Here is a 20,848-nt window from a genome sequence, read left to right as displayed (position 1 = left end):
TCAGGTTCGTTAGCGTTTAACCCCTAACACTAAACTCAACGCTATGCTCATGCATAACAACGAAAGCATGGGATCTCTATCAAACCTTAACAGTTAATCCCAAGCTTCTTTATCACCAGACCGATAGTATTGTCCTCGTATCATTCTCATCCGTTAAATATGCGAGAGATTCAAATCCCTGTCTATTTATATGATTATATAATTCCTCGACTTTCTCTAAATCTTTACAATAAACCGTGACGTAGGTACTATCGATCACAAGAAGAACCATCTGACAGTCACTCAACATATAATCTTCATAGGTGATAACATCTGTTATTTGTGTGCCTTTTGAAAATGCTTTTAAATTCGCAAATATTAAATAATACTCGTTGTTATCAATAATCTTCTGTAATTCTTCTCCATTCATACCCATAATCATATCCGGAAAAAGATCATTTCCTAACGTATCATCAACAACGAAATAGGACTCCTCCTCCCCAATAAACCAATCGAAATTAGATACCTCCATTGGTTTTAAAATCTCCCCAAGAAAGCGACCATAGGCATTTGGTATTTCAAAACGTATTCCTCTGTTCATCTGCTCACCCTCTTATCATTTTCGATTCGAAGCATAATAACAGTACAGTTATTTCACTCGATATTTCTCATTATTTATAATTTCACTTACTATTTCAGGTAGTTGTTCTTCTGTAAAATGATTAGTATACAGCTTGTTATCACTTCTCAAATCCAGATGATTTTCAAAGTCATCCAGCAGAATTATACTTCTTTCTTTCATTTGATATTCTTCTGCTCTTAGACGGTCTCTACGAATAATCGTTTGACGATCAACCATGAGTACAACATAAATTATGCGAACATTATAATCTGCCAATTCTGTCATTAATCCATCAACGTCTTCCGGAAAGGCCACATAGTCTAGAACAACATCGTATTTATAATCCAATAAGTTTTTCACCAGACTAGATATATTTTTCCAAGTTAAGTTGTGTGTATCCTTATCAAGCCAGGGTTTACCTCGCCCTTTAACCGGAAAGTGACTAACCGCATCTCCAGAAATGTAAGCACTTTTATCTAAAGTCTGAACTAGCAGCCTTGAAGTTGTAGATTTCCCTACTCCAGGGGGGCCAGATATAATATATAGGTTTCTACTCATTTCGTATTCTCCTTACAATATCTTTTGGAAACTTCCAATATCCAGTTTTCTATCGAATTTATATCCGATCTCTTTAAATAGAGCACATTGTTCATAACCATTTCTCTCGAATAATGATTTACTTCTGGTATTCTCCATGCAAATCGTTGCAATTAAGGTATTGAACCCTTGTTCTTTTGCAATCTTCTCAATAAAACGTAGTGCTTGTTTCCCCAAGCCTTTTCCCAAAATATCGGGCTTTAAATATATGGTGACTTCACCGCAAATGTCATATGCCTGTTTACTCTTATATTGGGTGATCAGAACATAGCCCATCATTTGATTGTTTTCAAGAATTACATAAGTTTTATACCGCGTATCTTTGTTCATGACAGAGGATTTAATCTGATCAAGATCTAATTCCTCCGTATGAAACGAAATCGTTGTATTCGTTACATAATAGTTATAAATCTCTCTAATTTCAGGGAGGTGCTGTTCGGTTACCTCTTCAAAAGTCACAGTCGTCAATTAGGTTCCATCCTCTTCAATTCATTTCTTCATCATATATATGAAATACCGCGTCTAGATTTAACTCACCGTAAATATGAGAATATTCCCTGTCTTCATTATACAGATCTTCCCATATAACTTCTGACTTTATTTTAGAATCCCATTGATCAACGCGTCTTCCCATTCTGTTCTTGAGAGTACATGTACAATCATCATAAAACCCTCCTATTAAAAACAAATGATAATTATTTGGATAGGACCTTTTTCAATATGAGTTCTATGACTTCACTGGTCTCCAGATGATCTGTAACAATGCGAGTTTGAAATTGTTCATCCTTGAAAGCTTCAACACACTTTGGTGCTTGTTGATACTGCCAGCCTCCATATTCATCTCCGCGTTTAGCCAAACGATGATAAATTGTCTCTTCTGTAGCCGTTAGGCAAAAATGATGAATATCCTGATCGATCTCTTTCAACCCGTTATAGATGTAATTAAAGTTTTCCTCTTTATAGATGGTCATGGGGACAATTAAGTGTTTGTTGTATTTCTGCTTTACTTCTTTTGCCGTCTTTACGGTTAGAATTTTCCATAGATCGATATCTTGAAAATCATCCGTACGTTCCCTTTCCTCTCTACAATTCTCCGGAAGAAGTTTTCTGAGCATATAACCTATTTCTTCAGGATCGTAGATCATGCTGTTTGCAATTAAGGGCTGAAGTGCTTCTGCTGCAGAAGTTTTTCCCGAACCAAACGCTCCATTAATCATGATGATCATTTGATGATTTCACTCCCATTCAATGAAATTTTTCAATAGAAACCAGATTCTTCTCATATACAATTTCATCCATTATAAATGTTTTCCTTCCACTTTTGTGTTACAAAATGGCAAAAAACATAATGAAATCCCATTGGGTCAACCCAACGGGATTTCATCATAGTGCATTATTTTTCAATCAACCTTGAGCTTGTTAATGTATTTCCAAGTAATCGATGTATATATCCCATGTCCCGTCATCGGCTGTTACAACCAACTCAATGACCTGATTTCCCGTCCCATGACTGATATTATTCAGGGTATAAACCGCTGGGGCGCTTCCGCCAAAGTAAAAGGTTCCCTTCGTCTGTCCGCCAATCTTCAAATCAACTCTAGCCATGTTGGCATTGTTTGAAGCTCCACGAAGCGAGAAATTATGAGTGCTCGTTGCAAAATTCTGAGTGTATTTAACCAAATCATTGTTGGCATAAAGGACCACACCATTGAAAGGAGAACTGATATTGCCAGTGTATTGTCCACCTTTGGTCATGTTCTCAGCTTCCACTTTGGTTCCGTTACTCGGGGGATTCGTAGTGCTACTATCGGGTGCGACTGCCCGACCTGTCGTTGATGAGATCATGCCGGAGCAAAGGCCACGATTCTTCAGATTTTGTGCAATCTGCGGAATGGCCTGAAGTGTCGTCTGGTACTGATCATGCATTAGAATGACGTCACCACTTTTCATCGTGTTCACAGCTGCCACAATCTGGGCTGCGCTGGCACCATTCCAGTCTTGGGAATCTACATTCCACAGTACTTCCTTCAGGCCGTTTTGGCTCACAACGGATTTCAAGGTCGCATTTGTCGCACCGTAAGGAGGTCTGAACAGTTTAGGTGAACTTCCGGTAATGGACTGGATCGTCTGTTGTGTCCGAGTAATCTCTGACGACATCTGAGAGCTGTTTAATGTAGTCATGTTTGGATGTGTATAGGAATGATTGCCAATCCACATACCAGCTGCCACCTGTGCAGTAACCAGAGATTTATTATTTTGTGCATTTTGTCCAACATTGAACATCGTTGCCCGTAAGCCAGCCTGCTTCAACGCGTTAAGCATGTTTGTTGTATTTCCAGATGGGCCATCATCAAACGTCAGACCTACATAACCATTCGGACAACTTGCATCTGCAGCACGAGCATCGGGCACCGCCGGAATAGAAAACAAGGTACCGAAAAGTGCGAGAGATATTACCGCCTTTGCCAGCTTAACTTTGAACATAAAATTACCTCCTCATATTATATTCACAGCATAATACCTTCTACACTCCCTCTCTTTATCAAAATTTCACCCCTTGAAAAAAAGCGCTTTCAAAAGTATGTAATCCGCTACGTCCTTTCTCATAAAGAAGAGCTTTTAGTTCAAGGTGAGTTCAGTATAAACGATAAGTTTATTTAAAGTAAATTGAATTTTATCCAAAATGTTCTAATTTTTCACGAATTCTAGAAACGCCTGTTGTACATCTCCCGTTTAGCACTCTCCTGTGTAAAGATGTCCTCCGGGGGCACCATGCGCTTCGGGAGTGTACGCCCTGCAATAATTTCTTTTGTAGCCTGCATAAGCTGAGGACCAAGCAGCGGGTTACATTCCACCACAGCGTTGATTTTCCCACTCGCCAGAATTTCAAGTGCTTTGCGGGAGCCGTCCACTGAGACAATGATAATGTCCTCTCCCGGCTTCAGCCCAACTTCTTCTATCGCTTGTATGGCGCCAAACGCCATTTCATCATTATGGGCAAAAAGAACCTGCGGCCGTTTGTCTTCCGGGACCTGAAGGAATTCTTTCATGACTTGTTTCCCATTGTCCTCCGTAAAATCGGCAGGAGCACTTTGGGAGAAGATGATATCTGCTCTGGTTTCGAAAATGCTTCTAAATCCCTCGCCACGCTGGATGGAAGGCGTAGAACCACTCGTGCCTTGCAGTTCGGCAATCCGGATCAAACCCGGGTGATTTCGCATCCGATCCTGAATGTACTTCCCGGCCTTCACACCTTCCTCATAAAAGTCCGAACCAATCGTTGTCACAAAAAGTGAAGTGTCTTTGACATCAACTGACCGGTCTACGATGATAACAGGTATACCTGCATCCCTGGCCTCCTGAAGAATACCATCCCAGCCCGATTCCACGACAGGTGCAATGGCAATGACATCCACCTTTTGCCTGATGAACGACCGAACAGCCTCGAACTGTTTCGTCTGAGACTGTTCTGCATTTTTTATGACAAGGGAGATTCCCGATTCAGCCGCAGCATTGCGAATAGACGTGGAGTTTGCCAGACGCCAGGCACTCTCTCTGCCCAGTTGTGAAAAACCCAAGACAATCGGTTTCGTAGAGGTATCCCTTGCTACCGCTGATTCCATCCATTCCTCAACGGAGGGAAGAGTTTCTAAGTTGTTAGACGAGATGGGAGGAGGAACAGATTCAGACTCAGGGGTTGTGCAACCGACAAGCAGCAGTAGAATGAACAAACACAACCCGTTCACATGTCTTCTCACTCACGCATCCCCCATCTCCATGTGACGCTCAGCATTCACCAATGCAGAGCGCATATTGTTATATCATTGTGTCGGTATCCGTATTCAATATCATTTAGTTGAATCAACTTAATGCAGTGATTTCGAGGATACTCGCCGCCCGCTAAGAAGTCGTTGGAACAAAATAAATACAAACAGCATCAGGCCAATCACAATCTTGGTCCACCATGAGCTGAGCGTGCCTTCGAAGCTAATTATAGTTTGGATAGCTCCCTGGATCAATACACCAATAAAGGTTCCCGCCACATACCCTACGCCACCTGTTAACAAGGTGCCTCCGATCACAACAGCCGCGATGGTATCGAGTTCAAGACCCATGGCGTGTAATCCATAACCGGATAACATATAGAAGGTGAAGACAACACCGGCAAGCGCGGAGCACAAACCGCTGAACGTGTACACCAGAATTTTGGTACGTGCAACCGGCAGCCCCATGAGCAGCGCGGATTGCTCGCTTCCGCCGATGGCGTAAACGTTGCGCCCAAACCGGGTGTAATGTGCCAGGTAGATCGCGAGTAGTACAATGACCAGAGCAATAATCACATTAATGGAGACAAAGCTGCCCCCTGGCAGGGAAATCTTCGCCTGCGCAACCTGTGTGTAAAATGGATTCGTAATGGTAATGGTGTCGAGACTGATGACATAACACAGCCCCCGCGCCAAAAACATGCCTGCCAATGTCACGATGAAAGGCTGGATTTTGAAGTAGTGGATGATCGCCCCCATGACTGTGCCAAACAACGCACCCATGACAAGCACCATAGGTATAACGATCGCAGGCGACCACCCTTGCTTCTCGACCAGACTTGCGCTAATGATGGTCGTCAGCGCAATTACTGAACCTACCGACAGGTCGATTCCTCCCGATACAATCACAAAAGTCATGCCAATCGCTGTGATAATCAGAAAGGCGTTATCAATGAGAAGATTAAGCAGTACCTGTGTGGAGAAGAACCCCGTATACCGGAAAGAGCCTATGGCAAACATTACGGCCAGCAAGCCGAAGGTGACAAAAACCGGGAGATACTTACGATTAAGAAACATGGCGGTTAACCCCCTGTTCGGCTGGAAACTTCCGTTTTTTCCAACGGATCACCATGGAATTGCGGAATGAATCGGATTGAATTAAACAAACGGCCAGTACAACGAAGGCTTTGACAACCAGCGTAACTTCTGGCGGGACTCCAATCATATAGATCGTCGTTGTTAAGGTTTGGATAATGAGTGCTCCAACGACGGTACCCATTAGATAGAAACGACCACCATTGAGCGAAGTACCCCCGATGACTACAGCAAGAATGGAATCAAGTTCATACCAAAGACCCGCGTTGTTTCCATCCGCACTGGATACATTCGAGCTGAGAATAAGCCCGGCAATGCCGGCACACAGACCACAGAAGACATATACCGTGAGAATAACCGTTTTTGAACGAATACCTGCCAGTTGGCTCGCGTTTGCGTTACTTCCGACCGATTCGATAAACAGTCCTAGTGCCGTTTTTCTCGTCAACAGTGAGGCAACAAGCAGCACAGTTAATACGATGAAGATGGAAAAAGGCAATGCTGCAAGCGAACCTGCTCCGATATAGGCATAGTTTGCGTTGGATACAGTAATAATCTGTCCACTCGTAATCAATTGCGCAATCCCACGTCCAGCTACCATCAGAATAAGTGTTGCAATAATGGGTTGGATTCGGGCAACCGAAACCAGCGCCCCATTCCATATGCCCAAGATCAGTGAGAGACCTATAGATAATCCAAGTGCGCCCAACATAAGCCCGAGCGAATTCTGATCCACTCCTCTGCTGATGCTCATACAAGCCACGGCACCGGAGATCGCTACAATGGAGCCCACGGACAAATCGATACCTCCGGTCGCAATCACCAGTGTCATACCGATCGATACCAGAATTAAAGGCGCTCCAAAATTGAGAATATCAATCAAGCTGCCATACAGATTCCCTTCACGCATGACGAGGGAGAAGAAATCCGGAGAGTACAGCAAATTAAAGATTAAAAGTAAACCAAGCATACATAACGGCCAAAACAAATGATGTTTACGCATCTTGCCCGCCATCTCTTTAACCTCCTGCCATTGCTTTCATGATTTGCTGTTGATGGATCTGATCCCCGCTAAGTTCTTGCACTTTTTTGCGGTCCCGGATTACGGCAATCCGGTGGCTGACACGAATCACTTCTTCCAGCTCGGACGAAATAAACAGCACGGCCATGCCCTGCTTCGACAGAGAGAGCACCAGCTTCTGTATTTCAGTCTTGGCACCGATATCAATTCCACGCGTAGGTTCATCAAGAATCAACAGATCGGGGTTCATCAGTAACCACCGTGCAAGCAACACCTTTTGCTGATTACCGCCGCTCAGATTTTTAATTAAATGCTCCGGGTTTTTCGGATGGATATTTAACAGGTTGATGTACTTTTCGGCGATCTCATCCTGTTTCTTGCGTGAGATGGGTTTGGACCAACCTCGTGTCGCTTGTAAAGCCAGAATAATGTTCTCCCGAATGGTCAAATCATCGATTATGCCTTCGGTTTTACGGTTCTCGGAGCAAAAAGCAATATTCTGATCAATTGCATGACGCGGAGACTTGACCGTACTTCCTGTATCTACAACGAGCAGCTTGCCTTCATCTGAACGATCTGCACCAAAGAAAAGGCGAGCAATCTCAGTACGACCAGACCCCAATAATCCAGCCAAGCCAACGACTTCTCCTTTGCGAATGTCCAGATCAAATGGCTCAATTGCTCCTTTGCGTCCAAGTGCCTTAGCGGTAATTAACATTTCTCCCGACTCCGCCTGGGCAGCATCTGCTTCCTTCGGAAGCTCCTCAAGCACCTCAAGCTCCTTGCCGATCATCTTGAGCACCAGTTCCATGCGTGGAAGTTCTGCGGCTATGTACTCTCCTTCCAATTCCCCGTTACGGAGCACCGTTAGACGATCCGACATTTCGTATACCTGATCAAGAAAATGAGTAACAAAAAGAATTGCGAGACCTTCACTCTTTAATTTGTGCATAATACGAAACAGTTGCTGAACCTCGTTTTTGTCCAGACTGGATGTGGGTTCATCCAATATGAGCACTTTTGCCGAGATGCTGAGTGCTCTTGCAATTGCAATCAGTTGTTGCATCGCGACCGAGTAGGTCTGTAAAGGAGCCTTAACGTCGATGGACAGATGTAATCTGTCTCGCAGAAGGTTCTCCGCATCTTTGTTCATTTGCTTCCAATTGATTTTTCCAAATCGTATCGGCTCCCGCCCGATGAAAATATTCTCAGCAACCGTTAAGTTCGGACAGAGATTGACCTCTTGGTAAACGGTACTGATTCCCGCCTTTTGCGCTTCAAGCGGACCGGAGATCGAAAGATCCCGGTTATCCATGGTTACCGTTCCTTCATCAATGGAATAAACGCCGGTCAGAACTTTAATAAGTGTCGACTTCCCCGCTCCGTTCTCACCCATCAAGGCATGAATCTCGCCCGGAAACAAGCGAAAGCTGACGCTGGACAGCGCTTTAACCCCGGGAAATTGTTTGGTGATGCCTGTCATTTGCAAAATGGGTGCTTGCTCGGCCATATAACCCTCTCCTTTGTTATGGAAAAAAGTCATTTAGCGACAGCCTGGTCGAAAAATGACTTTTCGGTGTTATACGAATCTATCTTTTAATATTCGCGTGTTGGCAATGCTTCTTTGGCTTGCTCCGATGTGAAAGTTGTCTCATCCGTTACGATTCGGGGTTCAATGTCTTTCCCGTCCACTACCGCTTGAACCGCTTCCATTAATTGAGGTCCTAACAGCGGATTACATTCAACGATAAAATTGATTTTGCCATCAGCTGCAGCCTGCATCCCATCCTTCACGGCATCCACAGAGATAATGGTGATATCTACGCCTGGTTTCAGTCCTGCCGCTTCAATGGCCTGAATTGCACCAAGTGCCATATCGTCATTATGTGCATAGAGAACATCTATTTTTTTATGTGCTTTGAGGAAAGCTTGCATGACTTCTTTGCCTTTGGCACGTGTAAAGTCACCTGATTGTGATGCAATCACTTTAAGCTTCGAATTGGAAGCAATCAATTCCATAAAGCCCTCTTGACGGTCATTCGCTGGTGCGGAGCCTGTTGTACCCTGCAGCTCAACAATGTTGATCTCGTCTTGTGTGTCCTTGTATTGGTCACTAAGCCACTGACCTGCTTTGCGTCCTTCTTCTACAAAGTCGGAGCCAATAAAGGTTTTGTAGAGGGTTTTATCCGGCGAATCCACAGCACGGTCCGTCAAAATCACGGGAATGCCTGCATCCTTCGCTTCCTTCAATACGGTATCCCAACCGGATTCTACAACAGGGGAAAAAGCAATCACCGTCACCTTCTGTTGTATGAAGGATCGCAAAGCTTTAATTTGATTCTCCTGCTTCTGCTGCGCATCAGAGAATTTCAAATCATAACCCGCTTCCTTGGCTGAATCCTGAATCGACTTGGTATTCGCCGAACGCCAGCCACTCTCCGCACCAACCTGCGAAAAACCAAGCGTAATGGTTTTGGCGCTGGCAGGTGTACTGCCATTCCCACTCGTTGAAGTTTCATTATCGGAGCCTGCTCCTCCATTGGTACTGCTACATGCCGTGCTAACCAGCATCACCATAGCCAATGTTATGGCAAGTCCCCACTTTTTTTTGGTTCGCATGTTGTGATCCTCCCTTTTTTCGTTTCACCTTGTGGTGTGACCACATTATAGAACGCTTTCATTCCGAGCTTATATGGAGTCTCATACTTTATTTATGTAATAATTTAGTAATTTCAAAAAATGGAGTTTAGAAAGTGTAATTTCTTTGTTTAATTGTGTAGTATTTAGCGATTCTCTTACATATTAGAAAATCATGTTATACTAATGATACATTTTTGATCCCTTCAGATGGAGTGGAATACGTTGAAACTCATTCAATGGATTGCTTCAAGCCTCAGGCTTAAATTACTCAGCATGTTTATCATCCTCAGTTCAGTACCACTGATCGTGGTTGGATTGATTTCTTACCACAAATCCTATACAGTCGTATCCAATCATAACAAGGCCTCGACACAGCTGGTTGCCGACCAGCTTGCCAGGAACATTGACATCTTGTTTGAGGATACGGAACGGCTGCTCGAACTGGGCAAGAACCCGCAAGTGCTTCAATACCTGTATTCTCAATCGGAGTCCTACCCGGAAGCCAAAGCCATCCTTCAGACATATAATCTTTATCGGGAAACCTACAAGTATGACAAGGTACTTAATATCTCGTTCGTGAATTTCTATGGAAAAGGCATAAGTGAACGAAAAGGCGTGTTCAAGCTGGAACGAAATCCGCTGCGTAACCCGTACTTCAAGTATCTGATACAGTATCCGGATGCCATACTGCGCATCCCTCATTCTGCAGCCTATGCCGAATATAACAGGCTGGATGGGTTTGCTTACCCCAAACAGAATGCGCTTTCAATTATAACTACGGTCAAAGAGCGGATTACACATGAGGTCATCGGGTTCATAGTAATTGATTTGAATGATTCGTTCATTGATGATTTTTTGACGAATACCCCTATTAAGGATTCCGGTTTTTTCTATATTAGTGATCAATACGGAAATACACTCTTCAGGCCGGATGCCACCCCCGCATCCATATCCATGATGGATCAGATCCGATCGGTCCCTTTACATCTACAGCACGACAGCTTTATCTTGTCTGCAGGATCCAAGCCCCAGTTTGTTGTATACAGCACCTCAAAACAGACCGGATGGAAAATGATCGGGGTAGCTCCTTATCAGGAAATCATTGCAGAGGCCAATAGCATTCGCCAATTGATCATCATTACGGTTTTGTTAAGTGCTTTCTTTGCGATATCGTTATATTTTTTCCTGAATAATCGACTGATTCTTCCCATCCAGATTCTGATGAACAAGATGCGTAAAGCTGCAAACGGTTACTTGGAAGCCAAAGTCACACCACACGGCTCGGACGAAATTGCTGATCTGGGCAAAAGCTTCAACGTGATGCTGGATAAGCTCAAAATGCTAATCGAAAAGAGCATTCGAGAGAATGAACAGGTGAAAATAGCTGAACTACGTACGCTGCAAGCTCAGATCAACCCTCATTTCCTGTATAACACGTTGGAGTCTATTCTGTGGATGGCTGAAGCAGAGAAAAAAGAAAATGTAATCAAGCTTGTCCAGGCCCTCTCGAAGTTCTTTCGTTTGAGTCTGAACAAAGGATTCGATTGGGTGACCATTCAAACCGAGCTTGAACATGCACGGAGTTACTTGGTTATTCAACAGATGAGGTACCACGATATTCTCACCTACGAGATCAGCGTTGACTGTGAGCTTCAGGACTATCCCATTTTAAAAATGACGCTGCAGCCCCTAATTGAAAACGCGCTCTACCATGGAATTAAGAACAAACGTGGTCAAGGGCTGATATCCATACACGGATATGTAGAGGACAATAGCATCATTCTCACCGTACAGGATAACGGAATTGGCATGTCTGCGGATCGATTGGCACAATTACGTAAAGAGCTGGAGAAGCCGGCTGGTTCCCGTTCACCCCAAGATGACGAGCAGGAAGGCGGATTTGGTCTGCTCAATGTACATCACCGGATTCGACTCTATTTCGGACCAGCTTATGGCGTTGAAATGAAAAGTACGTATATGGAAGGCAGCACATTTATGATTCGTATCCCCAAAAGCAAGGAGGTTAACCGTTGAAAAAGGTGATGATTGTGGATGACGAAATTGGAATTCGGGAGAATATACGGAGCTGCATTGATTGGGAAAAGGAAGGTTTTCACTATTGCGGGGATGCACCTGACGGCGAGCTTGCGTTACCTTTAATTCATGAATGGGCTCCGGATATTCTAATTACGGATATTAAAATGCCATTTATGAACGGATTGGAACTGACCTCCATCGTTCGCACTCAACAACCTGATATCAAAATCATTATCATGAGCGGTCATGATGAATTCAGCTATGCCCAGGAGGCTATCCGACTTGGTGTGACCGAGTACTGTCTAAAGCCCATTAGTGCAGCAGAGCTAATCCAAATGCTTCATAAGGTCAGCAAACAAATGGATGAAGAACATCAACGCATGACAAACCGGACGATCACCAAAGAAAAACTGCTGGCCGATCTGTGCGGAGGACTCATCGGTACAACCGATGCGATTGAATCAGCCAAACAACTCTCACTTCCACTCTCGGCCCGGTATTATACAATTGTCATTATCGACGTTCGATTAACAGATGACTCCCGGGACCCGGAATCCCTGATGAAGAAGCTGCTTCCCATACTGGAGGAAACTCGTGATCCCCACGTTGAACTTCTTCCTTATATTCGAAGCCGGACCGAGTTGGTGCTTCTGCTCAAGTATCACTCCGATGACAGTATATCCGTATATCTGGAGCAGCTTCGCGGGCGGGTTCGTATGGAACTTGAGCATACGTTCAAATGTAATATTATTCTGGGCATTGGCAGTCAGCAGGAGCGGCTACAAGGAATTCATGTCTCTTATCTGGAAGCGGAGGAGGATAAATATATTAATCGACTCACCCTTCAGAACAGAGCTTCTCTACATGACATTAACCTGGATGAGCAAACGACTCTTTTTCTCGACAGGAATTCGTTTCTTGAATTTCTCAAAATCGGCAGCCCCAATCTGCGTGACCATTTTGTGCAAGAGTTTGCCGCTCCATTACAGTCCTTCGACTGGAAGTCCTCCTCGTATGGCTTCTATCTGTTGAATGATCTTACGCTGGAGTCGTTTCGGCTCGCGAATCAGTTGTTCCGCATGAGTGACCATTCGGATGAGAACATTACTTCCCTACAACAGACGATTCGGAAGATTACGTGCTGGGAGGATTGCACCCAATATCTGTGCTCCCTGCTTAACTTGTTATGGCAGAGAAGAGCAGCCTGCTCCGGTAAATACAGTGATGTCATTGATCAGGTGAAAGCTTATGTATCCCGTGAATACAATAACGAACAGGTCTCGTTGAAGATGATTTCTGCACACGTCAGAATCAGTCCAAGTCATCTAAGCAAGATTTTTAGTCAGGAAACTGGTCAAACGATAACGGAGTATCTAACCCAGATTCGAATCGGCAAAGCCAAGGAGCTGCTGAAAACAACCAACAACAAAACCTTTGAGATTGCTTACAAAGTTGGTTACAACGATTCTCACTATTTTTCTAATATATTCAAGAAAACAACAGGTTTTACACCAAGAGAATACCGAACTCAAGGGACCGAGGAATCGCAGGCCAGACCAGCAGATATGAGAAAAGAGCAAATGTATGAATAAAGCCAGATTAGCACTTTTACTTACACTAATCCTTGTGTTCCCGATGATCATTTCATCCGGTTCGGCACACATTCGCCCACAACAGATGGCTACAGCACTTCCTGCGACTTCACCTGTAGAGAAATCTGCAGCGAGCAAAACTTTTGGTATTATCTATCCAATGACGTATCCAACCTATGAGATGATCACGAAGGATGCAACGGAGTATGCAGGGAAACACAATATCACGTTAATTGTAAACGCCCCTGATGAAGCCAATACCGAACAACAGATCCGTATCATGGAGAATATGATCAAACAGCATGTGGACGGGATAGCTATATCTCCTGTGGATGCTGCTGCACTTACACCCGTTATTGATGCAGCCCAAGCCGCGGGTATTCCTGTCATTACATTTGAGTCAGATGTCCCATCCAGTCATCGAATCGCTTATGTGGGCGCCGATAACTACCGTACTGGCCAGCAGTTCGCCATGACGACTACAAGACTTCTGCATAATCAAGGTATGATTCTTGTCGAGAATGGCTTGGAGGAGATGCAAGGTTTGCAACAGCGGCTTAATGGATTCATTGATTATATCCGCAGTGAAACAGACATCGAAATCTTGGAAGTTCGTTATCATCAAGGGAATGAAGATCAAGCCATGTCCGATATGGAGAACATGATTCAAGCTCACCCTCACTTCAATGCGATTATAGGGCTCGATTTTGTTTCCGTCTCTGCTTCTACCCTGATCTGGAAAGCAAAAGGCCTTAACCGGCATTTAATCGCGTTCGGTGACAGCCCGACTAGTGAAAACGGGTTGCTCAACGGTCAATTGTCTGCTGTCATTTCTCAGAATGAAGGAGTCTGGGGTACCAAAATGATGGAGACCCTGTTACTCGCTAGCGACGGTGTGTCTGTGAAGGAATTTATTGATACGGGGATCATTGAAATAAACCAGGAAGAAAGTAATTAAGGGGATGTCCACCTGTCATTCTGATGACAGGTGGACATCCCCTTTTAAATTTTCGTACACGTAGTTATTACATCCGTTCATGGAAGTGTTTCTCAAGAAAGATGACTCTCAAGTATGATGATCCTTTTGAGAAGCTATTTCTTCCATTCGTTTTCTAATATGCTCATCTCAATAAGATTCCAGAATGTATCTTCATGTCTTCTCGCATCACGAATAAGTCCTTCTTGTACAAAGCCTGCTTTTTCATAACATCGGATGGCTGAGACATTAAAATCAAATACGCCCAGACTGATCCGGTGTAACTTCTCCTCTTCAAATCCAATTCGAAGTGCCTCATCGATCATTTGCTTTCCATAACCTTTACCCTGATGTGGCTTGCCAAGTAGCACCTTACCGATACGCCCTGAACGATTATATCGATCGATACCGCCAAGAGCAATATGACCTACAATCTCCTGAGTCGATTCATCCATCACTTTATAAATGAACTTATTCGAAGTGTTCTTATCATTCGCACCTTGCAAATAATCCGCTAGCTGTTCCTTGGAAAGTGGATAATGGAACTGTGGGCCAGCCCACTGGAGCAGAAACGCTTCATCTCCACTCCATTCGATTAGTTGATCAAAATCTTCCGGTTCAAAGTATTGGAATGTAATCAACTATATCCGCCCCTTTTTTTTTATGTCATATCATATCTTATTTCAGTTCTCTTGTGTCGTCATAATTATGAGTTTTATCAAACGCTTTGTTTCTTATATTCATTTCATGAATGTAGTTTCTGACAACATTCATTGTACTAATTAAACAGATAACTCCACCCAAAATACATATCGCGGCTATCCAATAATTCAGTGCAAAATTCACTTGATAATCACTCGGAGTATAACTGCCAGCTGCTGCTGACTGGAATGCTGCATAGCCTAGCTTGGGAATCACCTCTTCAATCATTTTCGAGATCGTAATAATCACAATTCCTAACATGATAAAGAGTAATGAGAAAATAATGTGTACATGCTTCAAAGACAAGCTACCTCCTTTACAATCCACATCGCGTGTGTTTTGGCACTACTTGCATCTTAGAAGCCGAACGACTTCGCCATCAATCAGCCCTTCACTTACGCTGTGAAAACCAAGTGATTCATACAGATTTCCGGCGATACCATTTTCCGGCCTGTGTCCCATCATGATGCGTTTGCAATTCTGCGATTCTTTCATTAGATCAATTAACTTCCTCAATGCTTCTCTTCCATAACCTCTGCCCTGATATTTTGTATCTATCATTAGAGCAAAAAGCCAGTAGTTATCCTCATGATCCGCCTTATCTGAGTACACAGCAAATCCAACCAGATCCGAATCAAAATAGATGGCCATGGGTTGAAAGTCTTCCACTACTTTGGATTCAGCAATCCAATATACAACCGGCGCGGGAAAACTTTTTTTCTGTTCTTCCGTTACATTAAGTTGAGTACATGCATACCAATTATCCACCGACACACTTTTTAATTGAATCATAGTTTGAAATTCCTCCTCGTAAAAATTACACAGAGGAATCCTATGGAACATCATTTCCTGGGTCCTCTGCGCTAGACAAAAACACCTCTGGCAACTTTATTTCTTCTTTTCATTTTCATATTTTTTCGCATATCACATCACTCCTCTCACGTATATTTCAGCGTTTCAACAAAATTTCACGATTAAGCCTTACCAAAGCTCGCTTGCATTGTCCATTCTAATCTGCGCAGCCATTCCCTATGTACATCTGGATGAGCATTCTTGATTCGGTTCATGATCTGTATTACTTTGGATGTGGAATATGCCCGAATTAGATCATTTGTTACTTCAATATTTGTACGTTCTGTATACGCATTTAAGAAGACTTCTGACAGATCCTTTGCCATGTGAGGGTAATGAAGATGCACAAACCTGCCCACTCCCAGTCCAAAATGAACATTGAATCGTTGGATAACATGACGTTATGTGGTCCGTAATCTCCGTGAATCAGAGTTTGCTCCCCATGATCGGAAATGTCCAACACTTCTTTTACCATGCTTTTGATTCCGGAGGGTACAAACTCAAGTTCCTCCACATCATTAGCGGACTTCGTTATGACTGGCAGCTCTGCTTCGCAGTCACCTCGTTTGATTGTGTGCACGTCTCTGGCGAGATATATACCAAGCTGCTCATAAATTTTCCTGCCTTGGTCACGTCCATCTTGATCCAGCAGCCTCTGTGCGTTTATTCCTGGAACATAATCCATCATAACAAACAGACAGTTTTCTTTTTCAAAGAAATCATGCACTCGCGGAGTCACGCCAGAATGATTTAACAACCTTAGCGCGCTTATTTCTGTCCTTGCATCTGTATTTTCTACATGATAGATTTTAGCAATCATCTGCGGATCAGTTCCCTCAAGTAAAAGGGTCGTATTGGTATAACCACCTGTTAGTTTAACAATGTTCACATTCGGAAATCTGTTTAACAAGATGTCATGGTTCACTTCATGCATTCCTTCTTTCTTAGTCTTGAAGTTCAGTCCTCTTTTAGACAACCTCAAACCTAATCTTCGATCTCTGAAAGCATAGGACTATGTTTAATCAGTTCAGCGATTTCAAAAGATTTATTGGCACCTAACACTTCCCTAACAGCTTCAACCCCCTCTGACTTCCAGACCGAACAGACATATTTAGAAAAAGCATACCCATTCAAAGCATATCCACTGTCCTGTAGCCGTCTGAATAACCCCACACTTTCCTCTACCTTTTCAATATCTGTCAAAATACATGCCAGATTGTTCATCGCGATGTGAACATCTCTCTGTGAGTTACTGGATGAATTCAATTGTCTCCAGCTACCTACAACTTCCTGATTTTTTATTTGATCTAATGCTGACCAGTCGATCTTGTTTATCAAATTCAGCGTTTCATCCAGAAGCAGATTTACTTCTCTAACCTCCCCAACATGATGCAGATAGGCCAGACGCTGTTTGTTATATGTAATTCGGGCAAAAAGAATATTGGACCATGTCTCATCTTCTTGTATGAGTTGGTTCATATTTTCAAGCACACTGTCCATTTCACTGTACCTCTCCAAAACCCAAAGCGAACCACCCAAAGCCCGATGACTCTCGAATCGAACACCTCGGTTGGTATCCAACTTCGGGGCATGATCACAAGCATATTGGTACCAATCCATCCAATGATCAAAGTAGTTCCCCAGAGATAATGACAACGCTTGTGTTGAATCCGAAACAATCCAGTGTAACTGCTCCGGAGCGAGATTTTCTTTCCCCCATTCGAAGAATGCCTGGTGATTGGCATAAAGCAGTTCAGGCTCTCTTAACAAGGCATAACCATCGGAAATATTCCAGTAGACCCAGCCCAGTTCATTAACAGACAATTTTCTGGATTGTTCATAGTTTTTCAGTAACTCAATCATACCCTGATGATTCCCTCGAACTACTAATTCCTGTAAAGATTGAACGATATTCATCCCCATCCTCCGTCCCTAATTAGTTTCAACCCAGCTATGTCAATGGCTTCGTGCCGCAAGCTGTAATGAAATTCATCATGGCATAGGCTTCCGGCGAATGATTTATCGCTTCAGAAGCTTGTTGCAGCTGAGCAAATTCCTCCGAACTGATCACACCTTTTTCAGAAAAATGTACAAAACGATTAAGATTAAACTGGTGCTTAAAGCCTTCTATGCCTAACAGATCACTATGTTGAAGGACAGAATCAATGTCAACATCGATGTATCCGTTCTCAGAAAGGAGACGCGGCAGACTTCTACCAATTAAACGATTACCGCCGTGTTGTGCCACATAATCCGAAATTTTCATTAATACCGTATGCAAAGCAGGAACATCAGGATTCACCGCTCCAAAAACGCCGTCATCCACATCAATAATGGCAAGACGGCCGCCAGGCTTCAGTACACGATATATCTCTTGTGCAGCTTCGTCAGGATTGTTCAAATGAAGAAAGATCAGTCTTGCCACGACAAAATCAAAAGAATCATCAGGCAGATCCATCTGGTAGATGGAAGACTCTACAAATTGCAATCGCTTGGAAGGAATATTTTTCAGCCGTTCTTTGGCTTGTGCTTGCAGTGAACGATCAATCTCAAGCGAGGTAAGCTCGCTGTCCGGCAGACTGTTCAATAGTTGCTCTGTAATGTAACCCGGTCCGCTTCCGACCTCCAATACACGCATTCCATTTTTCAAACCATACCATTCTAGATTTCGGAATTCTTTGGACCACCCCATTATCGCCTGCATCTTTAACCTCTCTAATTCCTCTTGTAAACTTAACACTGCCGTTTGGATACTGTATGTTGAACGCGGATCACTCATATATTCTCTCCTGTTCTTAAGTGGAATAATAAAAACATATATCCTTAGACCTTTTTCTTCCCTAGAAAAAGAGCAACCTTATGTTGTTTCTCTATCGTTCCACCTGCAGCATCAATGGAATGTTTGATTCGCTCCAGCCAAGTTGCTGCCTAATTCAATACACGTGATGTTTGTATAATCCTTGCTCACCAATCCGCCAGTGGCCTGCCCCGTTCCGCAGCCAATCTCAAGAATGGAATCCTCTTTATTAAGATTCAGATATGTAAAAATATCATCAAACATTTCACTCGGATAGACGGGTCTATATCGTTCATATTCATGTGTTACGAGATTAAACGTTTCCTTATTTTCCAAGTTCGCATCCTCCGATTTCAATTGTGGTTTTCCTATAATACATTGACTAAAATTACCATATCTTATTATTCTTGACAGCAAGAGGATAAACCTTTCAATAAGAGAATGATGATAGTTTAAGTTCAAATTTTATATCCTGGAGGACTGAGGTGTTCTTGTGAAAAGTATATTTGATACGATCAATGCTGCTGAAATTACAGAGCGCATGGCTCAACTTAGTGAAAAATCCATCCCTGAATGGGGCACGATGCAGGTCTCTCAAATGCTGGCTCACTGTTCAGCATTTCATGATATCCCCTTAGGAAATGCTTTTCCACCTAGAGGATTACTTGGGAGACTTATAGGACGGTTCGCAAAACCAATGTTTTATAATGACAAGCCCTTGCCCCATAATATGTCTACGATCCCGACAATCATTATTGATGACCAACGACAGTTTATGGCAGAAAAAGAAAAGATTGAGCAACAGATTAATATCTTTCAACAAGGTGCTTCAGATAAATTCTCCCGCCACCCCCATCCCTTCTTCGGAAAATTAACAGCCGAGCAATGGGGTAAAGGCATATACAAGCATTTAGATCATCATCTAAAGCAATTTGGAGTTTAGCGGTTATGCACGGTGTGCCAGTTATGCATGCTGTTCTATTACTGTTTCTGGATTACATTCTAAATTAGCAATGACTCAACTTCATTAACCCAATCTCCTTCTTCGTCAGCCAGTAAAGTCCTCCAACCAAGTAGCTTAGCAGAATGTAAATTTTTCTCTTGATCATCTATAAATAGAACCTCTTCTCCAGCTGCCAGGAGGGTTTTGACCCGTTGGTATATCTCAATCTCAGGTTTGCATAAACCCACTTGATTTGAGGCCTTAAGTCACTTAAAAGCGTCATGCGGAAGGACAGCATGTACACCCTTAACGCCATTCACAATTTGGGTGATACGCAGGTCAATTACCGCGCTTCCAAGTGCAATCGCTTCCACTCGATCTAGTCCGTACAACTCACCCATCAGATTGAGCATCCCGTCTAATGCTTGAACCGTAGCCTCATTCAGATCTTCATGAAAACCGAAGGTAATCCAGCCGGATGGCGTATGTGCACGAGGATTGGTCAAAATCATATCATCAATCACATTAAGCGTGACATCCACCACTTCCATCGGACATTCAATGGCCTGACAGCTGACTTCACCGTCCCCCTGCCGTGCATGACCATCACCAATCGCGAGATAACCCCCGTCTACGGGGATAGGTAAATATAATTTACTTCCCTGCACCAGTTCCTTGCAGTCGATGTTTCCTCCACAATAGCGAGGCGGCCAAGTCGTATGAATCCCACCTGACTCTGCCGGCATGCCCACTACACCCATAAACGGCGAGAGAGATACAGTGAAGGACTTTCCTTTTATTTCACAGATTCCATTCATCGTTTGGCGATCAAGTGTCCAGTTCAGCGACAGTTCTTCAACCTCTGTTAGATGTAACTTCTGGTTCTGCCAGTTCGGATATCCGCCGGCGGAAGTAAACCCGTAACTCCCGGGTACGATCTCATTAAAAACAATCTCCAACGTCTGTCCTTGCTTCGCCTCATCGATATAGATCGGACCGATTAAGGCATGACCTCCATCTTTTTCACCTTGTCGATCAAAAGGTTTCATGCGTTCCACATAACTCACACCTGTTCCCCAGCCCGCATCTAGCGTCTGAAAACGAATGGAATCACCAGATTTCACGCTCAAAATGGGGGTTACCTCATTAGTAAATGAACCAATCAGATTTTCCTGAGTTAATTCAATCGTATGACTACTCACTACAATCCCTCCCTGGTTTGGGATACGTA

At 43.3% G+C, this 20,848-nt stretch carries 24 protein-coding genes; 4 read left to right on the top strand and 20 right to left on the bottom strand.

Features of this window, described 5'->3' with window-relative positions; translation table 11 throughout:
• Nucleotides 1-112 precede the first annotated feature (112 nt).
• The 11 genes from MHI12_RS12055 to MHI12_RS12005 all read right to left on the bottom strand — a co-directional run bounded on the left by MHI12_RS12055 (nt 113) and on the right by MHI12_RS12005 (nt 9,697).
• Nucleotides 113-580 (bottom strand): DUF2691 family protein, encoded by a 468-nt coding sequence (locus MHI12_RS12055; RefSeq protein WP_405172467.1) that lies wholly within the window; start codon nt 578-580, stop codon nt 113-115.
• A 48-nt stretch (nt 581-628) separates the two neighbouring features.
• Complete coding sequence (locus tag MHI12_RS12050; RefSeq protein ID WP_405172466.1) at nt 629-1,159, bottom strand: AAA family ATPase; 531 nt, start codon at nt 1,157-1,159, stop codon at nt 629-631.
• A 12-nt stretch (nt 1,160-1,171) separates the two neighbouring features.
• Nucleotides 1,172-1,657 carry a GNAT family N-acetyltransferase gene (locus tag MHI12_RS12045; protein ID WP_405172975.1) on the bottom strand — a complete coding sequence of 162 codons (486 nt, stop codon included), beginning with the start codon at nt 1,655-1,657 and terminating at the stop codon, nt 1,172-1,174.
• A 25-nt stretch (nt 1,658-1,682) separates the two neighbouring features.
• Nucleotides 1,683-1,832, bottom strand: a complete 150-nt coding sequence (locus MHI12_RS12040; protein WP_405172465.1) for a DUF952 domain-containing protein — start codon at nt 1,830-1,832, stop codon at nt 1,683-1,685.
• A 61-nt stretch (nt 1,833-1,893) separates the two neighbouring features.
• Nucleotides 1,894-2,424, bottom strand: coding sequence for an AAA family ATPase (locus tag MHI12_RS12035; RefSeq protein WP_405172464.1), 531 nt, complete (start codon nt 2,422-2,424; stop codon nt 1,894-1,896).
• Nucleotides 2,425-2,617: 193 nt separating this feature from the next.
• A complete protein-coding gene (locus MHI12_RS12030; protein ID WP_405172463.1) occupies nt 2,618-3,682 on the bottom strand; it encodes a polysaccharide deacetylase family protein in 1,065 nt (354 codons plus the stop codon).
• Nucleotides 3,683-3,903: 221 nt separating this feature from the next.
• Nucleotides 3,904-4,956, bottom strand: coding sequence for an ABC transporter substrate-binding protein (locus MHI12_RS12025; RefSeq protein ID WP_405172462.1), 1,053 nt, complete (start codon nt 4,954-4,956; stop codon nt 3,904-3,906).
• Nucleotides 4,957-5,064: 108 nt separating this feature from the next.
• On the bottom strand, nt 5,065-6,039 hold the full coding sequence (yjfF, locus tag MHI12_RS12020; RefSeq protein WP_017689006.1) for a galactofuranose ABC transporter, permease protein YjfF: 975 nt from the start codon (nt 6,037-6,039) through the stop codon (nt 5,065-5,067).
• Nucleotides 6,029-7,072 carry an ABC transporter permease gene (locus MHI12_RS12015; protein ID WP_405172461.1) on the bottom strand — a complete coding sequence of 348 codons (1,044 nt, stop codon included), beginning with the start codon at nt 7,070-7,072 and terminating at the stop codon, nt 6,029-6,031. Before MHI12_RS12015 ends, yjfF begins: the two co-directional genes overlap by 11 nt.
• A gap of 4 nt (nt 7,073-7,076) precedes the next feature.
• Nucleotides 7,077-8,588, bottom strand: coding sequence for a sugar ABC transporter ATP-binding protein (locus MHI12_RS12010; RefSeq protein ID WP_405172460.1), 1,512 nt, complete (start codon nt 8,586-8,588; stop codon nt 7,077-7,079).
• Between the two features lie 86 nt (nt 8,589-8,674).
• Nucleotides 8,675-9,697 carry an ABC transporter substrate-binding protein gene (locus tag MHI12_RS12005; protein WP_076216274.1) on the bottom strand — a complete coding sequence of 341 codons (1,023 nt, stop codon included), beginning with the start codon at nt 9,695-9,697 and terminating at the stop codon, nt 8,675-8,677.
• 243 nt (nt 9,698-9,940) lie between these two features.
• On the opposite strand from MHI12_RS12005, the gene MHI12_RS12000 reads away from it, so the two are divergent.
• Genes MHI12_RS12000 through MHI12_RS11990 form a run of 3 tightly spaced genes read left to right on the top strand, consistent with a single transcriptional unit; the run spans nt 9,941 to nt 14,305 of the window.
• Complete coding sequence (locus MHI12_RS12000) at nt 9,941-11,752, top strand: sensor histidine kinase (protein WP_405172459.1); 1,812 nt, start codon at nt 9,941-9,943, stop codon at nt 11,750-11,752.
• A gap of 5 nt (nt 11,753-11,757) precedes the next feature.
• On the top strand, nt 11,758-13,347 hold the full coding sequence (locus MHI12_RS11995; protein ID WP_405172974.1) for a response regulator: 1,590 nt from the start codon (nt 11,758-11,760) through the stop codon (nt 13,345-13,347).
• Complete coding sequence (locus MHI12_RS11990) at nt 13,340-14,305, top strand: sugar ABC transporter substrate-binding protein (protein ID WP_405172458.1); 966 nt, start codon at nt 13,340-13,342, stop codon at nt 14,303-14,305. Before MHI12_RS11995 ends, MHI12_RS11990 begins: the two co-directional genes overlap by 8 nt.
• Nucleotides 14,306-14,439: 134 nt before the next feature.
• On the opposite strand, the gene MHI12_RS11985 is transcribed toward MHI12_RS11990, so the two are convergent.
• The 7 genes from MHI12_RS11985 to MHI12_RS11955 all read right to left on the bottom strand — a co-directional run bounded on the left by MHI12_RS11985 (nt 14,440) and on the right by MHI12_RS11955 (nt 19,010).
• Nucleotides 14,440-14,964, bottom strand: a complete 525-nt coding sequence (locus MHI12_RS11985) for a GNAT family N-acetyltransferase (protein WP_405172457.1) — start codon at nt 14,962-14,964, stop codon at nt 14,440-14,442.
• 37 nt (nt 14,965-15,001) lie between these two features.
• Nucleotides 15,002-15,325, bottom strand: a complete 324-nt coding sequence (locus MHI12_RS11980; RefSeq protein WP_405172456.1) for a hypothetical protein — start codon at nt 15,323-15,325, stop codon at nt 15,002-15,004.
• Nucleotides 15,326-15,370: 45 nt separating this feature from the next.
• Nucleotides 15,371-15,817 carry a GNAT family N-acetyltransferase gene (locus MHI12_RS11975; protein ID WP_405172455.1) on the bottom strand — a complete coding sequence of 149 codons (447 nt, stop codon included), beginning with the start codon at nt 15,815-15,817 and terminating at the stop codon, nt 15,371-15,373.
• A 355-nt stretch (nt 15,818-16,172) separates the two neighbouring features.
• Entirely contained in the window at nt 16,173-16,802 is a 630-nt protein-coding gene (locus MHI12_RS11970; protein WP_405172454.1) for a phosphotransferase family protein, read from the bottom strand.
• Between the two features lie 59 nt (nt 16,803-16,861).
• The gene (locus tag MHI12_RS11965) at nt 16,862-17,794 is read right to left on the bottom strand and encodes a hypothetical protein (RefSeq protein ID WP_405172453.1); all 933 of its coding nucleotides are present in this window, start codon (nt 17,792-17,794) and stop codon (nt 16,862-16,864) included.
• 34 nt (nt 17,795-17,828) lie between these two features.
• Entirely contained in the window at nt 17,829-18,656 is an 828-nt protein-coding gene (locus MHI12_RS11960) for a methyltransferase domain-containing protein (protein WP_405172452.1), read from the bottom strand.
• Nucleotides 18,657-18,767: 111 nt separating this feature from the next.
• Nucleotides 18,768-19,010 (bottom strand): rRNA adenine N-6-methyltransferase family protein, encoded by a 243-nt coding sequence (locus MHI12_RS11955; RefSeq protein ID WP_405172451.1) that lies wholly within the window; start codon nt 19,008-19,010, stop codon nt 18,768-18,770.
• Nucleotides 19,011-19,167: 157 nt separating this feature from the next.
• On the opposite strand from MHI12_RS11955, the gene MHI12_RS11950 reads away from it, so the two are divergent.
• Nucleotides 19,168-19,617, top strand: a complete 450-nt coding sequence (locus MHI12_RS11950; protein WP_405172450.1) for a DUF1569 domain-containing protein — start codon at nt 19,168-19,170, stop codon at nt 19,615-19,617.
• A 59-nt stretch (nt 19,618-19,676) separates the two neighbouring features.
• Here MHI12_RS11950 and MHI12_RS11945 read toward each other — a convergent pair whose 3' ends face one another.
• Both MHI12_RS11945 and MHI12_RS11940 read right to left on the bottom strand, forming a co-directional pair.
• Nucleotides 19,677-19,865 carry an HAD-IA family hydrolase gene (locus MHI12_RS11945; RefSeq protein ID WP_405172449.1) on the bottom strand — a complete coding sequence of 63 codons (189 nt, stop codon included), beginning with the start codon at nt 19,863-19,865 and terminating at the stop codon, nt 19,677-19,679.
• A gap of 18 nt (nt 19,866-19,883) precedes the next feature.
• Complete coding sequence (locus MHI12_RS11940; protein ID WP_405172448.1) at nt 19,884-20,819, bottom strand: acetamidase/formamidase family protein; 936 nt, start codon at nt 20,817-20,819, stop codon at nt 19,884-19,886.
• Between the last annotated feature and the right edge of the window lie 29 nt (nt 20,820-20,848).

It is taken from the genome of Paenibacillus sp. FSL H8-0280 (assembly GCF_045040665.1).
Taxonomy (GTDB): Bacteria; Bacillota; Bacilli; order Paenibacillales; family Paenibacillaceae; genus Paenibacillus; species Paenibacillus xylanexedens_A.
This window is presented reverse-complemented; position numbering and strand designations above follow the sequence as displayed.

What these genes read in the sequence shown, in the direction of transcription:
- MHI12_RS12055 (WP_405172467.1), bottom strand. Translation starts at nt 580, where the DNA reads ATGAACAGAGGAATACGTTTTGAAATACCAAATGCCTATGGTCGCTTT.
- MHI12_RS12050 (WP_405172466.1), bottom strand. Translation starts at nt 1,159, where the DNA reads ATGAGTAGAAACCTATATATTATATCTGGCCCCCCTGGAGTAGGGAAA.
- MHI12_RS12040 (WP_405172465.1), bottom strand. Translation starts at nt 1,832, where the DNA reads ATGGGAAGACGCGTTGATCAATGGGATTCTAAAATAAAGTCAGAAGTT.
- MHI12_RS12035 (WP_405172464.1), bottom strand. Translation starts at nt 2,424, where the DNA reads ATGATCATCATGATTAATGGAGCGTTTGGTTCGGGAAAAACTTCTGCA.
- MHI12_RS12030 (WP_405172463.1), bottom strand. Translation starts at nt 3,682, where the DNA reads ATGTTCAAAGTTAAGCTGGCAAAGGCGGTAATATCTCTCGCACTTTTC.
- yjfF (WP_017689006.1), bottom strand. Translation starts at nt 6,039, where the DNA reads ATGTTTCTTAATCGTAAGTATCTCCCGGTTTTTGTCACCTTCGGCTTG.
- MHI12_RS12015 (WP_405172461.1), bottom strand. Translation starts at nt 7,072, where the DNA reads ATGGCGGGCAAGATGCGTAAACATCATTTGTTTTGGCCGTTATGTATG.
- MHI12_RS12010 (WP_405172460.1), bottom strand. Translation starts at nt 8,588, where the DNA reads ATGGCCGAGCAAGCACCCATTTTGCAAATGACAGGCATCACCAAACAA.
- MHI12_RS12005 (WP_076216274.1), bottom strand. Translation starts at nt 9,697, where the DNA reads ATGCGAACCAAAAAAAAGTGGGGACTTGCCATAACATTGGCTATGGTG.
- MHI12_RS11990 (WP_405172458.1), top strand. Translation starts at nt 13,340, where the DNA reads ATGAATAAAGCCAGATTAGCACTTTTACTTACACTAATCCTTGTGTTC.
- MHI12_RS11975 (WP_405172455.1), bottom strand. Translation starts at nt 15,817, where the DNA reads ATGATTCAATTAAAAAGTGTGTCGGTGGATAATTGGTATGCATGTACT.
- MHI12_RS11965 (WP_405172453.1), bottom strand. Translation starts at nt 17,794, where the DNA reads ATGAATATCGTTCAATCTTTACAGGAATTAGTAGTTCGAGGGAATCAT.
- MHI12_RS11960 (WP_405172452.1), bottom strand. Translation starts at nt 18,656, where the DNA reads ATGAGTGATCCGCGTTCAACATACAGTATCCAAACGGCAGTGTTAAGT.